This window comes from Novosphingobium sp. (assembly GCF_041905565.1).
GTDB lineage: Bacteria > Pseudomonadota > Alphaproteobacteria > Sphingomonadales > Sphingomonadaceae > Novosphingobium.
Genome location: NZ_JAYRKX010000004.1, coordinates 1 through 15,426 on the forward strand (window position 1 = coordinate 1; position 15,426 = coordinate 15,426).

Here is a 15,426-nt window from a genome sequence, read left to right on the forward strand (position 1 = left end):
CACCCACAGGGTACCTTAAACGGGTGGTTGGGCCGGGGGAGCGGGCCGGCCAGGCCAGGAAAAGCCGGATGGCTTTTCCGCACCGGCGTGAGCCGGAGGGAAACTCTGCCGGGGGAGCGGGCTGGTGTTGCAAGGGAAGGCCGGATGGCCTTCCCGCACCGCCGTCAGGCGGACAAATCAACTCAGCGCGAAAGCGCCGCTTCGCTCTCGGCCATCAGTTCGGCGACGATTTCGGCGGCGGGCTGTTCCTTGGTCACCATGCCGACCGACTGGCCGGCCATGACCGAGCCGTGCTCGACATCGCCGTCGATCACCGCGCGGCGCAGGGCGCCGGCCCAGAAGTGTTCGATCTGCAATTGGGCCTCGCCCATGTCGATCTTGCCCTCGTCCAGCAGCTGGGCCACTTCGCGCTGCTTGGCGGTGAAGGCTTCGGTGCCCTTGTTCTTCAGCGCGCGGACCGGGATCACCGGCAGGCGCGGGTCGACCTGGACGCTGGCTTCGGCATCGCGCGCATTGGCGCGGAAGAAGGCCTGCTTGAACGCCGGGTGGGCAATGCTTTCGCTGGCGCAAGCGAACCGCGTGCCCAGCTGCACGCCCGATGCGCCCATTTCGAGGTAGGCGGCGATCATGTCGCCCCGGCCGATCCCCCCGGCAACGAAGACCACGTGGTCTTCGGCCAGCTCGGGCAGGAATTCCTGCGCCAGCACGCTGGTTGCCACCGGGCCGATGTGGCCGCCCGCTTCGCTGCCTTCGATCACCAGCGCGTCGGCCCCGGTGCGCAGCAGGCGCTTGGCCAGCGCCAGGGTGGGGGCGAAGACCAGCACCTTGCCGCCGAACGCCTTGATCGCCTCGACACTGCCCTTGGGCGGGATGCCGCCGGCCAGCACGACGTGGCTGACCTGGTGCTTCGCGCAGACCGCGATCAGATCGAACAGCATCGGGTGCATGGTGATCAGGTTGACGCCGAACGGCTTGGCGGTGAGCGTCTTGGTCCCGGCGATCTCCGCGTCGAGCAGTTCCGGCGTCATCGCCCCGCAGGCGATCACGCCAAAGCCGCCGGCATTGCTGATCGCGGCGACCAGATGGCGCTCGCTCACCCAGCTCATCGCGCCGCACAGGATCGCGGTTTCGCTGCCCAGGAAATCGATCCCGCGCTGCATCAGCTTGGTGGTCTTGGGATAGGCGGTCATGCAGGGGGTTCCGGTGCTGGGGAGGTGTAATGCCGCGCCTATCGCGCGGCTTTGTGGCAACAAACGGGCGAAGCCGGGCAGAACGTCACTGTCCTGCCCGGCCTGCCTTGTTCATCAGCGCTGGATCGCTCAGTCCTCGGCGTCCATGCCGTAGGCGGTGTGCAGCACGCGCACGGCGAGTTCGGTCTCGTCCTCGTCGATCAGGACCGAAACCTTGATTTCCGAAGTGCTGATCGCCTGGATGTTGATGCCCCGGTCTGCCAGCGCGCGGAACATGGTGCTGGCAACGCCCGCGTGGCTCTTCATGCCGACGCCGACGACGCTGATCTTGGCAACCTTGCCGTCGGTGATGATGCGGTTGAACCCGATCGCTTCCTTCTGCGCTTCGAGCAGGGTCTGCGCGCGCAGCAGGTCGGCGCTGGGGACGGTGAAGGTCACGTCCGTCTCGCCCTTGTCGCGGCCGACGTTCTGGATGATCATGTCGACGTTGATGTTGGCAGCGGCCAGCGGGCCGAAGATCGTCGCCACCGCGCCGGGCCGGTCGGGCACGCGGGTCAGGATGATCTTGGCTTCGTTCTTGTCGGCGGCGATGCCGGTGATCAGCTGGCGTTCCATGTCGAGGCCTTCCTGGATTCTGGCAAGTTCTTCGTCGGAAACGATCATCGTCCCGGGGATTTCGTCGGCAGGGGTAGCGTCATCGTCGATGAAGCTGGACAGCACCTGCACGCGCACGCCTTCCTTCATCGCCAGGCTGACCGAGCGGGTCTGGAGCACCTTGGAACCGACGCTGGCCAGTTCCAGCATCTCTTCATAGGTGACGTTCTTGAGCTTGCGCGCCTTGGCGACGATGCGCGGGTCGGTGGTATAGACCCCGTCGACGTCGGTGTAGATGTCGCAGCGGTCCGCCTTGATTGCGGCGGCCACGGCCACGGCCGAAGTGTCCGACCCGCCGCGCCCCAGGGTGGTGATGCGGTTGTCGTGGGTCAGCCCCTGGAAACCCGGGATCACGGCGATTTCGCCGGCGGCCATCGAGGCCAGCAACTCCGGCGAATCGATCGTTTCGATCCGCGCCTTGGCATGGGCATCGTCAGTGCGGACCGGCAGCTGCCAGCCCAGCCACGAACGCGCCTTGCAGCCCAGTGCCTGCAGGGTCATTGCCAGCAGCCCGGCGGTGACCTGTTCGCCCGAGGCGACGACAACGTCGTATTCCGCCGGATCGTAGAGCGGGTTCGCCTCGCGGCAGAAGTTCACCAGCCGGTCGGTCTCCCCGGCCATGGCCGAAACCACCACCGCCACTTCGTGCCCGGCCGCCTGCTGGCGGCGCACGATGTTGGCGACGCGGCGGATGCGTTCCGAGCCGGCCATCGAGGTGCCGCCGAATTTCATCACGATGCGGGCCACGCGTGTCCCACCTTTCCGCAAGAATCTTGCCTTCAGGGCCCCTCGCCCCAAAGCGCGCGCCCTGTTAGGGAGGGTGCATGGGTAATGCAAGTTCATCCGCAACGATCCGGGCCGAAGAAGCGGCGCATTTTGGCCGCCTGGCCGCCGATTGGTGGGACCCCAAGGGGTCTTCGGCCATGCTCCACCGGTTGAACCCGGTGCGGCTGCAATTCATCCGCGAGGCAATCGACACGCACTGGCCGGGTGATTCGCTCGGTGTGCGCCCCCTCGCGGGCAAGCGCGCGCTCGACGTCGGCTGCGGCGCGGGGCTGCTGTGCGAACCGCTGGCGCGGCTGGGCGCGCATGTGACGGGCGTGGATGCGGCGGCGGAAAACGTCGCGGCGGCGGCGGCCCATGCGGTCGGCGGCGGCCTCGCCATCGACTATTGCCACGGCGACATTGCCGAACTGGCGCTGGTCCAGTTCGATCTGGTCTGTTCGATGGAAGTGATCGAGCACGTGGCCGACAAGGCGGCCTTCATCGCCGCTTTGGGCAAGTGCTTGGCGCCGGGCGGGCTGATGATCCTGTCCACTCCCAACCGCACGCCAAAGGCGCGGCTGCTGATGGTCGAGGCGGCGGAGCGGCTGGGCATGGTCCCGCGCGGCACCCACCACTGGGACGATTTCATCACGCCGGATGAACTGGGCGAGTTGCTGGACGGGGCCGGGCTGGCGATGGGCCAGCCGCGCGGGATCGGCTGGTCACCGCTGGCGGGGCTGCACCTGTCGGACGATCTGGCGCTGAACTATATCGTCAGCGTGACCGCCGCCTAGGGCGCGGCGGCAGGCGGCGGCGCAGCAGGCGCTTCGGGCTGGAGGCATTCGGGCAGCAGCGTGGCCATGTCGACATGGCGGCCGTGCAGGTCCTCGATGTCCGCCTTGCGCGTGGCGAGATACCACTGCCGTTCCGAGGCGTAGAAATCCGGGCAGTCATTGCGCAGCTTGCGCAGCGTCTCGTCGAATTCCACCCGGTCATCCAGGCTGCGGACCGTGCCGGTGCCGAGCGAATAGTACGGCGTGTTGAACGGCGCGCCGCCCAGCGTGGGCAGGAACGACAGGTCAAGCATCCGCCCGGTCAGGTCGCGCGCGGTGGTCGGGCCGATCAGCGGCAGGAACATGTAGGGCCCCTGGCCGATACCGTAATAGCCGAAGGTGTTGGCAAAGCCGTTGCGGCGATAGGGCAGGCCAATCGGCTTGCGGCTGGCCAGATCGACCAGCCCGGCCACCCCGACGGTGCTGTTGATGGTGAAGCGGCCCAGCGTGCGCAGCGCCTTGCCGGGCTTCAACTGGAGCAGGTAGTTCACGAAATTGACCGGCTCGGACAGGTTGTTAAGCGCATTGCGCAGCCCCTGGCGCAGCGGTTTGGGCACGCCCTTTTCATAGCCCTGGCTGACCGGTCCGACCAGCGCCTGGTCCACGCCCTGCATGGCTTCGAAACTGACCATGTTGATCCGTTCCGCCGGATCGCCCGGCGGCGGGCCCTGGCGGGCGGTGACCACGATTTCGCCCGGTTCGGCAGCCTTTACCGGCACAGGCTCGGCGGCCACGGGGTCCGGCAATGCCGGCGGCGGGACGGGCGCGGCCACGGGGGCGGGATCGGGCTGGGCAAGGGGCGCCGCCGCCTGGGGCGCGGTTCCGGCCAGCGTCAGCGCCAGCAGCGCGGCAGACGATGTCACTGCGCCCGGTTCCGGCGCGATGTGCGGCAATAGCGACCCGTCGTCATCATTTTCCCCTGTGCGGTGTCCGGCGCCGCGACCGCGCCTGCATGAACACCGCGTTCATTCTTGCCCAGCGAATGATGAACTGCGCCTTGCCGGTCAAGCCCGGGCGGGCGTTCCGCCGTTCACCGGCAACGTTTCGGCGATCACCGCGCGGACTTGTGCCTCGCGTTCGGCCCAGCCGCCACCGATTCGCCGCCACGGTACATTGGCGCGCAGCAGCATGTCTTCTGCCAGCGCGGCAAAACGGCTGCGCAGCGGCCCCTGGCCGAAAAAGCGCGTGCCATCGTCCACCCACGGCACATCGGCTGCGAACAGCAGGTAAAGATCAGCCTTGGGATAGGCCAGCAGCTCATCCGGCACGCTGCCGAACAGCATTTCGGCCCAGGCGGCGGTCATCAGTTGGTCAGTGTCGAGCAGCAACAGCGGCGGGCGATTGGCCATGGCCGCATCGACGGCGGCCTGCTGCCCTGCCGCAATCGCCCGCAGGTCGTCCATCGTCAACTCGGTGCCGCGCTCCTCGCAATAGGTGCGGCCGTATTCGGGCACCCACGGCACCCCCAGTTCGCGGCTGAGCTTGTCCGCCAGCACGGATTTGCCGGTGCTTTCCGCGCCGTGCAGGCAGATGCGGATCAAACCCCCGTCCCCCGCCGTTCGGCCTCGACCCATTCCTTCAGGCCAACCAGGCACATCACCAGCATCCCGGCATAGAGCCCGGCGGTGGGGTAGAGCCCGCGATTGATGTAGAGCAGCACCGCAGCAACATCGACCGCGATCCATACCACCCAGTTTTCGATCCGGCGGAAGCCCAGCAGCAATTGGGCCGCCACGCTGGCCCCGGCGATGGCCGAATCCGCGAACGGCATGGCCGCATTGGTATAACGGTGCATCACCCAGCCCAGGTTCAGGCTGAGCGCGGCGGTAACCGTCAGCCAGACCACGCGGCTGGGCCAGTCCAGCCAGCGCACCGGCACGCGCGCTTCCGTCCCCCCGGCGCGGCGCCACAGCAGCCAGCCCCAGACGTTGGCCAGGATGTAGAACACCTGCAGCGCGCTTTCGGCGTAGAGCCGGTTTTCGAAGAAAATGAACACGTAGATCGCGACCGACAGGATCGCAAACAGGAAGTTCCACGCGCTGCGGAAGATCAGCAGCGCGATGTTGACCAGCCCCAGCCCGGCGGCCACCCATTCGAGCCTGGCGAGCATGGCGGGATCAATGATCATTTGAGCGCGGCGGCCCAGTCAGCCGGCTTGAACCCCACCAGCAGGCCGCCGGGGTGTTCCACGATCGGCCGCTTGATGCAGCTGGGGTTGGCCGCCATCAGCGCCACCGCCTTTGCCTGGTCGAGGTCGGCCTTGTCGGCATCGGGCAGCTTTTTGAACGTGGTCCCGGCGCGGTTCAGCACCTTGTCCCAGCCCGCCGCATCGCACCACGCCACCAGCTGGCCCGCATCGGCCCCGGCCTTCTTGTAGTCATGGAAGGCATGGGCGATTCCTTCGCCGTCCAGCCAGGTGCGGGCCTTCTTCACGGTGTCGCAGTTGGGAATTCCATAAAGGGTCACGGTCACGCGGGCGGCCTTTCGAAACGGTGCGTGCGGGGATTGTCGCAAGTGTAAAGCGTATAGTCCTGGTAATAGTCAGCGCGGCCCCGGCTCTGCACCACGGCATGGTCGCTCTGGCTGCCCCAGGCGCGCGCAGCCTCGGCATCGGCCCATTCGGACAGGGCGATCACCTCGCCGTCGTCGGCCACGTAGCTCTTGAACGAAAGGAAGCCCGGCTGGGCGCGGGCGAGTTCCTCCATCCGCGCGGCATCGGCGCCATAGGCGGCCTGGTCCAGCCCGGCGCGCTTGCGATTGCGGAAGACGACTAGGAACATGGGCACCGTCCTAGCTGCTCAAGGCGCGGCATGGGAGTGGACTTTTTACCATATCCGCGACAAAGCCGCGCAATGTCCGTCAACACATTCGGTCGTCTGCTGCGTTTCACCACCTGGGGCGAAAGCCACGGGCCCGCTTTGGGCGCCGTGGTCGATGGCTGCCCGCCGGGGCTGGAACTGAGCGAAGGCGTGATCCAGCCCTACCTTGATGCGCGCCGTCCGGGGCAGTCGAAGTTCACCACCCAGCGCCAGGAACCTGACGCGGTGCGGATCCTGTCGGGCCTGTTCGAAGGGCGGACCACCGGCACGCCGATTTCGCTGATGATCGAAAACGTCGACCAGCGCAGCAAGGACTATTCGGACGTCGCCAAGGCCTATCGCCCCGGCCATGCCGACTATGCCTATGACGCGAAGTACGGCTTTCGCGACTATCGCGGCGGCGGGCGCAGCAGCGCGCGCGAAACGGCGGCGCGGGTCGCAGCAGGCGCGGTGGCCCGGCTGGTCATCCCCGAAGTGACGATCACCGGCTATGTCTCGGAAATCGGCGGCGACGCGATCGACCGGGCCAGTTTCGACGCGGGCGAGATCGGCAACAATCCGTTCTTCTGCCCCGATGCGGCAGCGGCAAAGCGCTGGGAAAAGATCGTCGACGATGCGCGGCTGGCCGGATCGTCGGTCGGCGCAGTGGTTGAATGCGTGGCCACGGGCGTGCCCGCCGGCTGGGGCGCGCCGCTCTATGGCAAGCTTGATGCCGACCTTGCTGCAGGGATGATGGGGATCAACGCGGTCAAGGGCGTGGAGATCGGCGACGGGTTCGCCGCCGCGCGCCTGACCGGCGAGCAGAACGCCGATCCGATGCGCCCCGGCGCGGGCGGGCCGCAGTTCCTTGCCAACCATGCCGGCGGGATCGCGGGCGGGATTTCCACCGGTCAGCCGGTGCTGGTGCGCGTGGCGTTCAAGCCGACCAGTTCGATCCTGACCCCGCAGCAGACCATCACCCGCGATGGCGAGGCGGCGGACATGTTCACCAAGGGCCGCCATGACCCCTGCGTCGGCATTCGCGGCGTGCCTGTGGTCGAAGCGATGATGGCGCTGGTGCTGGCCGATCACAAGCTGCTGCATCGGGGGCAATGCGGGGCGGGTTGACCCGGCAGGGGTCACCCCCCGGTGCGGCTGCTGAACCCGGTGCAGGCGGCCTCTAGCCGCGCAGCACCGCGCCCAGCTTGGCCGCCGCAGCGGTGATGCGTTCGGCAATCGCCTTCAGTTCCGCCTCGTCGTAGCTTTTCTCGCCCGGTTGCAGCGTCACTTCGATGGCCAGCGACTTGTGCCCTTCGGGCACGCCCTGGCCGCGGAAATCGTCGAACAGCCGCACCGCGACGACATTGGCCTTGTCCGCGCCGCGCACCGCGCGGACCAGATCGCCCGCTGGCAGGTCCGCCGGGACGAGGAAGGCAAAGTCGCGGGTCACCGCCTGCAGCGCCGGCGGGGCATAGGCGGCGCGGGCAAAGCCGGCGGCCTTCTTGCCCGGAATCGCATCGAGGAACAGTTCCACCGCCGCGACCGGAGCCGCGACATCGAACGCCTTGAGCGTGGCCGGGTGCAGCATGCCGAAGCGCGCCAGCACGGTCTTGGGGCCAAGCCGCAGCGTGGCTGACTGGCCGGGATGGAACTGCTCGCCCGCTTCGCCCATGACCTGCAGGTTGTCGACCGGCGCACCGGCTTCGGCCAGCAGGGCCAGGGCCTCGGCCTTGGCGTCGAAGGCGTCAAACGCCTGCGCCTTGCCATTCGCCCAGCCGCGCGGGGCCTTTTCGCCCGCCAGCACCACGCCCAGCGTCAGCCGTTCGTCCGAATGGCCGCCCGCACCGCGCAGGTAGCGGCGGCCCAGTTCGAACAGGCGCAGGCCGCTGGCCCCGCGATCGAGATTGCGCTTGGCGGCAGACAGCAGCCCCGGCAGCAGCGAGGGGCGCATCGCCTTCATGTCCTCGCTGATCGGATTGTCGAGCACCCACAGGTCGCTTCCCGCCTCCGCAAAGGCTTCCGCCTCGGCGGTGGGCAGGAACGACCAGGTGACCGCTTCGTTCAGCCCGCGCGCGGCAGCGGCGCGGCGCAGCTTGCGCTCCAGCTTCTGAGCCGGGCTGGCGGTGGGCCGGGCCACGCCATCGGTGCGCGGCAGGGCCACGCTGGCGACGTTGTCCAGCCCGTGGATGCGGACCACTTCTTCCACCAGGTCGGGCGCGCCGTCCACGTCGGGGCGCCAGCTCGGCACCACCACGTTCCAGCGCGCGTCGCTGGCAAAGCCCAGCGCGCGCAGCGTGGCGCGCTGCTGGTCTTCGGGAATGGCGACGCCGCCCAGCCGTTCGGACAGGGCAGGGTCATAAGCCACCACCTTGGTCCCGCTCGGCGCTTCGCCCGCGCGGATCACCTCGCTCGCCTCGCCGCCGCAGATCTCGATGATCAAGGTGGTGAGCAGTTCGAGCCCGGCATCGAGGAAGGCCGGATCGACCCCGCGCTCGAACCGCTGGCGCGCGTCCGAGGTGAGGCCCAGCTTGCGGCCCGTGTCGCCGATCCGCACCGGATCGAAATAGGCCACTTCCAGCAGCACGTCGGTGGTCGTGTCCGAACAGCCCGAATGCTCGCCGCCCATGATCCCGGCGATGTCGTGGACGCCGGCATCGTCGGCAATCACGGTCATTTCGCTGTCGAGGGTATATTCCTTGCCGTTCAGCGCCAGCACGGTTTCCCCATCATGCGCGCGGCGGGCAAAGATTGCGCCGGTCAGCCTGGCCAGGTCATAGGCGTGGGCCGGGCGGCCATAGGCCAGCATGACATAGTTGGTAATGTCGACCAGCGCCGAAATCGGGCGCTGGCCCGCGCTTTGCAGGCGCGCCTGCATCCAGTCGGGCGAGGGGCCGTTCTTCACCCCGCGAATGACGCGGCCGTGGAACGCCGGGCAGCCGGCGGGATCGTCGGTGCGGATCGGCAGGGGGCAGGCAAAGCTGCCCGGCACGGCCTGCGCCGCGATCGGCTTCAGCGTGCCGAGGCCGGCGGCGGCGAGATCGCGGGCGATCCCGTAAACCCCCATGCAGTCGGGCCGGTTGGGCGTGATCGCCACATCGAACACCGGATCGCTGCCGTGGTATTCGGCAAAGGGCATGCCCACGGGCGCATCGGCGGGCAGTTCGATGATCCCGTCGTGATCCTCGCCCAGTTCCAGCTCGCGCGTGGAACACATCATGCCGTTGCTCTCGACCCCGCGGATCGCGCTTTTCTTCAGCTCGAAGCCGCCCGCGGGCACCACCGCGCCCGGCAGGCCCAGCACGCCGACCAGCCCGGCGCGGGCATTGGGCGCGCCGCAGACCACCTGGAGCGGTTCGCCCCGGCCGGTATCGACGCTCAGCACCTGCAGCTTGTCGGCATTGGGGTGGCGCTCGGCGGTCAGCACGCGGGCGACGGTGAACCCGGCCAGCTTGGCGGCGGGGTCTTCGACGCTTTCCACCTCAAGCCCGATGGCGTTGAGCTTGGCTGCGATTTCCTCGACCGAGGCGTCGGTATCGAGGTGGTCCTTGAGCCAGGTCAGCGAGAACTTCATGCCACAACTCCCACGCCGGCGGACAGGGTCGGAACGTCAAGCGCGGAGAAGCCATAGTGGCCCAGCCAGCGCGCATCGCCATCGAAGAAGGCGCGCAGGTCATCCATTCCGTATTTCAGCATGGCGAGGCGGTCGACCCCCACGCCAAAGGCGAAGCCCTGCCATTCGTCGGGATCGAGCCCGCCCGCGGCAATCACCTTGCGGTTGACCATGCCGCTGCCCAGCAGTTCCATCCAGCCGTGGCCCGGCGCATCGCCGCTGCCGCCCAGCGCACGCTTGCCGTTTACCAGCGCAAAGCCGACGTCCACTTCGACCGAAGGTTCGGTGAACGGGAAGTAGCTGGGGCGCAGCCGCAGGACGATGTCCTCGCGCTCGAAGAACGCCTTGAGGAAGGTTTCCAGCGTCCACTTGAGGTGGCCAAGGTGAATGCCCTTGTCGATCACCAGCCCTTCGACCTGGTGGAACATCGGGGTGTGGGTCGCGTCGCTGTCGCTGCGATAGACCCGGCCCGGAGCGATGATGCGGATCGGCGCGCCCTGCGCCAGCATCGCGCGGATCTGCACCGGGCTGGTGTGAGTGCGCAGCAGCATCCGCCGCCCTTCGGCGTCGTGATCGGGGAAATAGAAGGTATCGTGCATCGCGCGCGCCGGATGGCTTTCCGGAATGTTGAGCGCGGTGAAATTGTGCCAGTCGTCCTCGATCTCGGGTCCGGTGGCGACCGAGAAGCCGAGGTCCGCGAACACTTCGGCCAGCTCGTCCAGCACCTGGCTGACCGGGTGGACCGAACCGCGCGGGGCCTGCGGCGCGGGCAGGGTCAGGTCGATCCGTTCGGCCGCAAGGCGCGCGGAAAGGGCAGCCTGCTCCAGCGCGTCCTTGCGGGCGGAGAGCGCTGCGGTCACCCCTTCGCGCAGGGCGTGGATCTGCGGGCCAACCACCTGCCGGTCTTCCGGCGAAAGGCCGCCCAGCGTCTTGAGCAGGGCGGAAATCGAACCCTGCTTGCCCAGGAATTCGACCCGCAGTTTCTCCAGCGCGTCAAGATCGGGCGCGGCGGCGATGCGCGCCTGCGCTTCGTTTGCGGTTGCTGCGTAGTCCACGGTGGTGTCTTTCCATCAGATGACGAATGCGGGAGATGCGCCTTTAGCGGCGCGCCGCCCGGAGTCAAAGCGGAGTCAAAATGGCAATGTTCAGGCGGCGTCGGCGCTGGGTGCGGGGGCGGCGCCTTCGGGCTTGTCGAGCGTCTGCACCGCCGCGCCGTGCAGCCGCGCCCGCTCGCGGGTGAACACGTCCAGCACGGGGTGCGGCGTGGCGGCATATTCGCGCGGGGTCTGGCCCATGAATTCGTGGAAATCGCGCACGAACTGGGCCTGGTCGTGATAGGCCCAGTCCATCGCCCCGATCCATTTGAGCGAAGGGTCCAGCATGAACTGCGCCAGGCTGCGCATGAAGCGCTGGCGGCGCAGCAGCTGCTTGGGCGAAAAGCCGAAATGCCGGGCGGTCAGCCGTTCGACCGTGCGCTGGCTGGCGCCGACGCGGGCGACCAGCTGGGTCACGCTGACCACTTCGGGATCGATCATCGCCGCGTGGATCGCCAGGATGCGGTCGGCATCGATGTCGCGCACGGCGGGCAGGCCGCGAAAGAAGGCGGTGATCTGCGTCAGTTCTGCCAGCGGATCGCCCGGCGCGGCGCACAGCCGGTCGGCCAGCGGGGAGAACCGGGCGAAAGCGGGATGGCGATCGCCATCGACCGCCGTATTGGCATGATCGGCGGCCGGCTGGCGCACGAACCGCGCCCAGCCCAGCGGCAGCAGGCCCACGCCCCATATCCGGGTGGTGCCCAGGGTGAAATCGGTGCTGCGCGTGGTCGGACCGGTAGCGATGAACCGCGCGCCCGCCACCAGCGGCCCATCAGCGATCCGGGCCTGGGGATTGCCGCCGGCGAAAAAGCGCAGGCCGCCCCATTCGGGATGCAGCGCATCGCGCACCAGCTCGCCCGGCGGGGCAGTGATCTCGGTGTGATAGAACGACGTGAAATAGCGCCGCAGGTCTTCCGGCGGCGGGTGGAAGCGAACCGATACTGCTACGTTTGCTGACACCGAAGGGCCTTTCCCGCCTTGGGCAGTGGACTGCCATGCTGTGGGTGCGCTTGGCAAGAGGAGTGAAGCTCAGGGCCGGTGCAGCGCCTGCACGGCGGCGCCGGCGGCGGCGGCGCGGGCGCGCGCGGCGGCGCGCAGCACGGGGTGGTCCAGCTGGGCATAGGTGCTCGGGCTCATCCCCATGAAGCGCTTGAAATCCCGCACGAAATGCGCCTGATCGACATATTGCCAGTCCAGCGTCCTGATCCAGGTGAGCGAGGGATCGAGCATGAACTGGGCCAGGCTGCGCAGGAACCGCTGGCGGCGCAGCAGCAGCTTGGGCGAAAAGCCGAACGCCTTGAGGCTGAGCCGTTCGAGCGAGCGCGGCGACAGCGACAGGCGTTCGGCCAGTTCGCCGACCGAGCCGACTTCGTGATCGAGCAGCGCGGCGTGGGCGGCGCGGATCCGGGCTTCGTCCTCGCTGGGCGGGCGGCGGGCCAGTTCGGCCAGCAGGTGCGCGTCGATCCGGGCGGCTTCGGCGGCGGGATCGGGCTCGTCGGTGAAAGCCGTGTCCAGCAGCGGGGCGAACGCGGCATAGGCCGGTTCAGCCCGGGCATCGGTAAAGCGGTCGGCATGCAGGGCGGCATCGCCGCTGCACAGCCGCGCCCAGCCCAGCGGCAGCACGCCGATCCCCCAGATCCGGGCCGGGCCGATCAGGAAATGCGCGGCCTGGCAGGTTGGCCCGGTGCCGATCACGGTCGGCGGTTCGCGCAGCGCATCGCTGCCGATCGCGGCCTGCCAGCGCGGATTGCGGGCAAAGCGGACATTGGCCCATTCGGGATGGAGCCAGTCCTGCACCGTGGTATCGGCCGGGCCGCGCACCTCGGTCAGATAATAAGTCGAAATATAGGGGGCGAGGGCAGGGGATGGCAGAAAGAATCGCACCGTGACGGCATCGCCGACGTGCTGGCTCGACATCCGGTAATTCCCCTGAACCCTGGTTCTGGCGACGCTGCCGGCGTCACCGCGGGGCAAATATTGGCGGAATGTTTACTATTCGGCAAGGACGTCCGGGGGTTTGACTGTCCCAATTCAGCTAGTGCATTGCAATCAAACGAAAAGGGCGCGCCAGATTGCTCTGGCGCGCCCCTTGTGGCGTTAACCCTTCGCTGCGGCTCAGGCCGGCAGCGCGGCCTTTGCCTGGGCGATGACGGCCGCGAACACGCCGCCTTCGTTCATCGCCAGGTCGGCCATGGCCTTGCGGTCCAGTTCGATCCCGGCCAGCTTGGTGCCGTGGATGAACTGCGAATAGGTCAGGCCTTCGGCGCGGACCGCAGCGTTGATGCGCTGGATCCACAGGGCGCGGAAGCTCCGCTTCTTCACCTTGCGGTCGCGGTAGGCGTACTGGCCGGCCTTTTCGACCGCCTGACGCGCAACGCGAATGGTGTTCTTGCGGCGGCCGCGGTAACCCTTGGCCTGTTCCAGAATGTTCTTGTGCTTGGCGCGGGTGGTAACACCCCTTTTGACACGTGCCATAATTCAGTACTCCGAATTTCGTTGGAGCGATCCCGCAGTGCGGGACCAGCCCGATTCAGCCCAGCCCGTAGGGCGCCCACTTCTTGATCGTCTTCGCATCAGCGTCAGAGATCGTGTCGGTCCGGCGGTGCTGGCGGATGTACTTGGCGTTGTGGCTGATCAAACGGTGCCGCTTGCCAACTGCGCCATGCTTGATCTTGCCGGTCGCAGTGAGCTTGAAGCGCTTCTTGACGCCGCTCTTGGTCTTGAGCTTGGGCATTTTCGTCTCCTCAAGTTGAGACACGTCCGACCTGCCCTGGCAGCCCTAGTTAGCCAGGCGGGCCATCGATTCCGTGTCAATGAAGTGCGCGCCCCTAAGCGCGAATCGCCCGCATTGCAAGCGCTAAGCACCGGCCAGGCCGCGCAAATGCGGCATTCCGGCCGGATTCAGGCAAGATCGAGCACGATCTCGAGCAGCCGTTCGCCCTGATCGGCCATCACATCGTGCCCGCCGCCCACTTCGTGCAGCTGCCAGGCGGGATCGCCATTTACCGCGTCGCGAAAGCGCGGAAAGGGGCTGGGCTGCCAGCCAGTGGCGAAAATGTAGGTGCGGCGCGGTACTTTCGCTTCCTCGCCGGTGAAGCGCACCGGCTCCAGCAGGGTCAGCAGCGGATGGCGGCCATAGCGCGGGTTCTTGAGCAGTTCGACGCCCCCGATCGGCGCGACCAGGCCGGGGGTGTCCTTCTGCGTGTCGACGTACCAGCGGTGTTCGTAATCGCCGGTTATGTCCCACAGCGATTGCCCGTCGCCGGGCAGGAAGGCGTCGATATAGCACAAGGCGTCGATCCGCGCGCCCAGCCGCGTCGCCACCCCGGTGATCACCATCCCGCCATAGGAATGGCCGCACAGCACGAAGCGGTCGATCCCGGCGGCTTCCACCTGCCCGATCACGTCGCGCACATGGGTCGACAGGTCGATTGCCGGGTTCAGCCCGTCGCGCCGGGTGCCAAGCCCGGCCAGCTGCGCGACCAGCACGGTGTGGCCGCGTTCCCGCAGTTCCCGCGCCAGCCGGTCATAGGACGAGCCGCCGCCCCAGGCCCCGTGGACAAGGACGAAATTGGTCACGCTCAAATCCCGTGCTTGGCGTTGTATTCCTGGATCCATTCGAGCGTCTTGGTCATCCCGCCGAACGGATAGAAGTGCAGCCGCACCCGGCCGTGTTCATCGCCCAGCCCCTTGGCAAAGGCATTGACCAGCTTGTCCGGCCCGGCCGTGCCCAGCAGGTTCGTGACGGAGATGCCGTATTTCTTGAGCACCGAGGTGGACGCCCCCACCCCGCAGCGCGCGGCATAGGCCAGCAGGCGCTTGATCCCGGCGGGGCCGGGCACGCCCATCCGCACCGGGCATTCGATCCCGCGCGCGCGCAGCTGCTTGAGCCAGGCGAGGCAGGCATCGGGATCGAAGCTGAACTGGGTGACCACCAGCGCCGCCATGCCGCGTGCCTCGATTTCACGGACCTTGGCTTCCAGCACGTCCCAGCACTGCGCCTCGGTCATGTTCGGGTGCCCTTCCGGGTGCCCGCCCACGCCGATCGCCTGCACCCCGGCGCGCTCGAACGCGCCGGTGCGGATCAGGGCCATGGTATCGAAATAGGGGCCCTGCGGTTCGGGCGGATCGCCCGCGACGATGAAGCAGCGCTTCACCCCGGCCTGATCGACCACGGCCTTGAGGTAGCCTTCGAAATCATCCTGCGACGTGATCCGCCGGGCGGAGAAGTGGGGCATCGGCTCGAAGCCCAGCTCGCGCACCGCCACCGTGGCGGCGACGCGCGCGGCCAGTTCCTCGCCGGGCAGATAGGTGATCGCCACCGGGGTGCCCGCCGGGATCAGGGGCGCCGCATCGCGCAGCGACCCCTCATCCTTGGCGGTCATTTCCAGGCTGAACCCGTCGGTGATCCCGGCGGGGGCCTTGTCCCAGTTGGGGTGGATCAGTTCAGAGGCCTTGGCCATGGTCCGCTCCTCCCGCTTG

Annotated in this window: 17 protein-coding genes; 2 read left to right on the top strand and 15 right to left on the bottom strand. The window is 67.8% G+C overall.

What is annotated here, in order from left to right; translation table 11 throughout:
- Nucleotides 1–182: 182 nt before the first annotated feature.
- Nucleotides 183–1,190: an NAD(P)H-dependent flavin oxidoreductase gene (locus ACE3N9_RS04455; protein ID WP_374281261.1), complete on the bottom strand. Its 1,008-nt coding sequence runs from the start codon at nt 1,188–1,190 to the stop codon at nt 183–185.
- 129 nt (nt 1,191–1,319) lie between these two features.
- A complete protein-coding gene (locus ACE3N9_RS04460) occupies nt 1,320–2,591 on the bottom strand; it encodes an aspartate kinase (RefSeq protein WP_374281263.1) in 1,272 nt (423 codons plus the stop codon).
- Between the two features lie 77 nt (nt 2,592–2,668).
- On the opposite strand from ACE3N9_RS04460, the gene ubiG reads away from it, so the two are divergent.
- Nucleotides 2,669–3,403 (top strand): bifunctional 2-polyprenyl-6-hydroxyphenol methylase/3-demethylubiquinol 3-O-methyltransferase UbiG, encoded by a 735-nt coding sequence (ubiG, locus tag ACE3N9_RS04465; RefSeq protein ID WP_374281265.1) that lies wholly within the window; start codon nt 2,669–2,671, stop codon nt 3,401–3,403.
- On the opposite strand, the gene ACE3N9_RS04470 is transcribed toward ubiG, so the two are convergent.
- The 5 genes from ACE3N9_RS04470 to ACE3N9_RS04490 all read right to left on the bottom strand — a co-directional run bounded on the left by ACE3N9_RS04470 (nt 3,400) and on the right by ACE3N9_RS04490 (nt 6,222).
- Nucleotides 3,400–4,305, bottom strand: coding sequence for a VacJ family lipoprotein (locus ACE3N9_RS04470; RefSeq protein ID WP_374281267.1), 906 nt, complete (start codon nt 4,303–4,305; stop codon nt 3,400–3,402). The two genes, ubiG and ACE3N9_RS04470, sit on opposite strands and share 4 nt — an antisense overlap.
- Nucleotides 4,306–4,446: 141 nt before the next feature.
- Nucleotides 4,447–4,983 carry an AAA family ATPase gene (locus tag ACE3N9_RS04475; RefSeq protein ID WP_374281269.1) on the bottom strand — a complete coding sequence of 179 codons (537 nt, stop codon included), beginning with the start codon at nt 4,981–4,983 and terminating at the stop codon, nt 4,447–4,449.
- Complete coding sequence (gene pnuC, locus ACE3N9_RS04480) at nt 4,980–5,570, bottom strand: nicotinamide riboside transporter PnuC (protein ID WP_374281271.1); 591 nt, start codon at nt 5,568–5,570, stop codon at nt 4,980–4,982. Before pnuC ends, ACE3N9_RS04475 begins: the two co-directional genes overlap by 4 nt.
- Nucleotides 5,567–5,914: an arsenate reductase gene (locus ACE3N9_RS04485; protein ID WP_374281273.1), complete on the bottom strand. Its 348-nt coding sequence runs from the start codon at nt 5,912–5,914 to the stop codon at nt 5,567–5,569. The genes pnuC and ACE3N9_RS04485 overlap by 4 nt, the downstream gene beginning before the upstream one ends.
- Entirely contained in the window at nt 5,911–6,222 is a 312-nt protein-coding gene (locus ACE3N9_RS04490; protein WP_374281275.1) for an antibiotic biosynthesis monooxygenase, read from the bottom strand. Before ACE3N9_RS04490 ends, ACE3N9_RS04485 begins: the two co-directional genes overlap by 4 nt.
- 72 nt (nt 6,223–6,294) lie before the next feature.
- Between ACE3N9_RS04490 and aroC the strand changes: the two genes are divergently transcribed.
- Nucleotides 6,295–7,368 (top strand): chorismate synthase, encoded by a 1,074-nt coding sequence (gene aroC / locus ACE3N9_RS04495; RefSeq protein ID WP_374281277.1) that lies wholly within the window; start codon nt 6,295–6,297, stop codon nt 7,366–7,368.
- Nucleotides 7,369–7,420: 52 nt separating this feature from the next.
- Here the strand turns inward: aroC and pheT are convergent, their stop codons facing one another.
- The 8 genes from pheT to ACE3N9_RS04535 form a co-directional block, all read right to left on the bottom strand.
- Nucleotides 7,421–9,811, bottom strand: coding sequence for a phenylalanine--tRNA ligase subunit beta (gene pheT, locus ACE3N9_RS04500; protein ID WP_374281279.1), 2,391 nt, complete (start codon nt 9,809–9,811; stop codon nt 7,421–7,423).
- Nucleotides 9,808–10,905: a phenylalanine--tRNA ligase subunit alpha gene (gene pheS / locus ACE3N9_RS04505; RefSeq protein ID WP_374281281.1), complete on the bottom strand. Its 1,098-nt coding sequence runs from the start codon at nt 10,903–10,905 to the stop codon at nt 9,808–9,810. The genes pheT and pheS overlap by 4 nt, the downstream gene beginning before the upstream one ends.
- 90 nt (nt 10,906–10,995) lie before the next feature.
- A complete protein-coding gene (locus ACE3N9_RS04510) occupies nt 10,996–11,904 on the bottom strand; it encodes a helix-turn-helix domain-containing protein (RefSeq protein ID WP_374281283.1) in 909 nt (302 codons plus the stop codon).
- A 69-nt stretch (nt 11,905–11,973) separates the two neighbouring features.
- Complete coding sequence (locus ACE3N9_RS04515; RefSeq protein WP_374281285.1) at nt 11,974–12,861, bottom strand: helix-turn-helix domain-containing protein; 888 nt, start codon at nt 12,859–12,861, stop codon at nt 11,974–11,976.
- Nucleotides 12,862–13,059: 198 nt separating this feature from the next.
- Nucleotides 13,060–13,419, bottom strand: a complete 360-nt coding sequence (gene rplT / locus ACE3N9_RS04520) for a 50S ribosomal protein L20 (protein ID WP_374281286.1) — start codon at nt 13,417–13,419, stop codon at nt 13,060–13,062.
- A 55-nt stretch (nt 13,420–13,474) separates the two neighbouring features.
- Complete coding sequence (gene rpmI / locus ACE3N9_RS04525) at nt 13,475–13,678, bottom strand: 50S ribosomal protein L35 (protein ID WP_088308183.1); 204 nt, start codon at nt 13,676–13,678, stop codon at nt 13,475–13,477.
- A 167-nt stretch (nt 13,679–13,845) separates the two neighbouring features.
- The gene (locus ACE3N9_RS04530) at nt 13,846–14,523 is read right to left on the bottom strand and encodes an alpha/beta fold hydrolase (protein WP_374281288.1); all 678 of its coding nucleotides are present in this window, start codon (nt 14,521–14,523) and stop codon (nt 13,846–13,848) included.
- Between the two features lie 2 nt (nt 14,524–14,525).
- Nucleotides 14,526–15,407, bottom strand: coding sequence for a methylenetetrahydrofolate reductase (locus ACE3N9_RS04535; protein WP_374281290.1), 882 nt, complete (start codon nt 15,405–15,407; stop codon nt 14,526–14,528).
- Between the last annotated feature and the right edge of the window lie 19 nt (nt 15,408–15,426).

Coding starts and splice junctions, on each gene's coding strand:
- ACE3N9_RS04455 (WP_374281261.1), bottom strand. CDS start 1,190: ATGACCGCCTATCCCAAGACCACCAAGCTGATGCAGCGCGGGATCGAT.
- ubiG (WP_374281265.1), top strand. CDS start 2,669: ATGGGTAATGCAAGTTCATCCGCAACGATCCGGGCCGAAGAAGCGGCG.
- pnuC (WP_374281271.1), bottom strand. CDS start 5,570: ATGATCATTGATCCCGCCATGCTCGCCAGGCTCGAATGGGTGGCCGCC.
- ACE3N9_RS04490 (WP_374281275.1), bottom strand. CDS start 6,222: ATGTTCCTAGTCGTCTTCCGCAATCGCAAGCGCGCCGGGCTGGACCAG.
- aroC (WP_374281277.1), top strand. CDS start 6,295: ATGTCCGTCAACACATTCGGTCGTCTGCTGCGTTTCACCACCTGGGGC.
- pheT (WP_374281279.1), bottom strand. CDS start 9,811: ATGAAGTTCTCGCTGACCTGGCTCAAGGACCACCTCGATACCGACGCC.
- ACE3N9_RS04515 (WP_374281285.1), bottom strand. CDS start 12,861: ATGTCGAGCCAGCACGTCGGCGATGCCGTCACGGTGCGATTCTTTCTG.
- rplT (WP_374281286.1), bottom strand. CDS start 13,419: ATGGCACGTGTCAAAAGGGGTGTTACCACCCGCGCCAAGCACAAGAAC.
- rpmI (WP_088308183.1), bottom strand. CDS start 13,678: ATGCCCAAGCTCAAGACCAAGAGCGGCGTCAAGAAGCGCTTCAAGCTC.
- ACE3N9_RS04535 (WP_374281290.1), bottom strand. CDS start 15,407: ATGGCCAAGGCCTCTGAACTGATCCACCCCAACTGGGACAAGGCCCCC.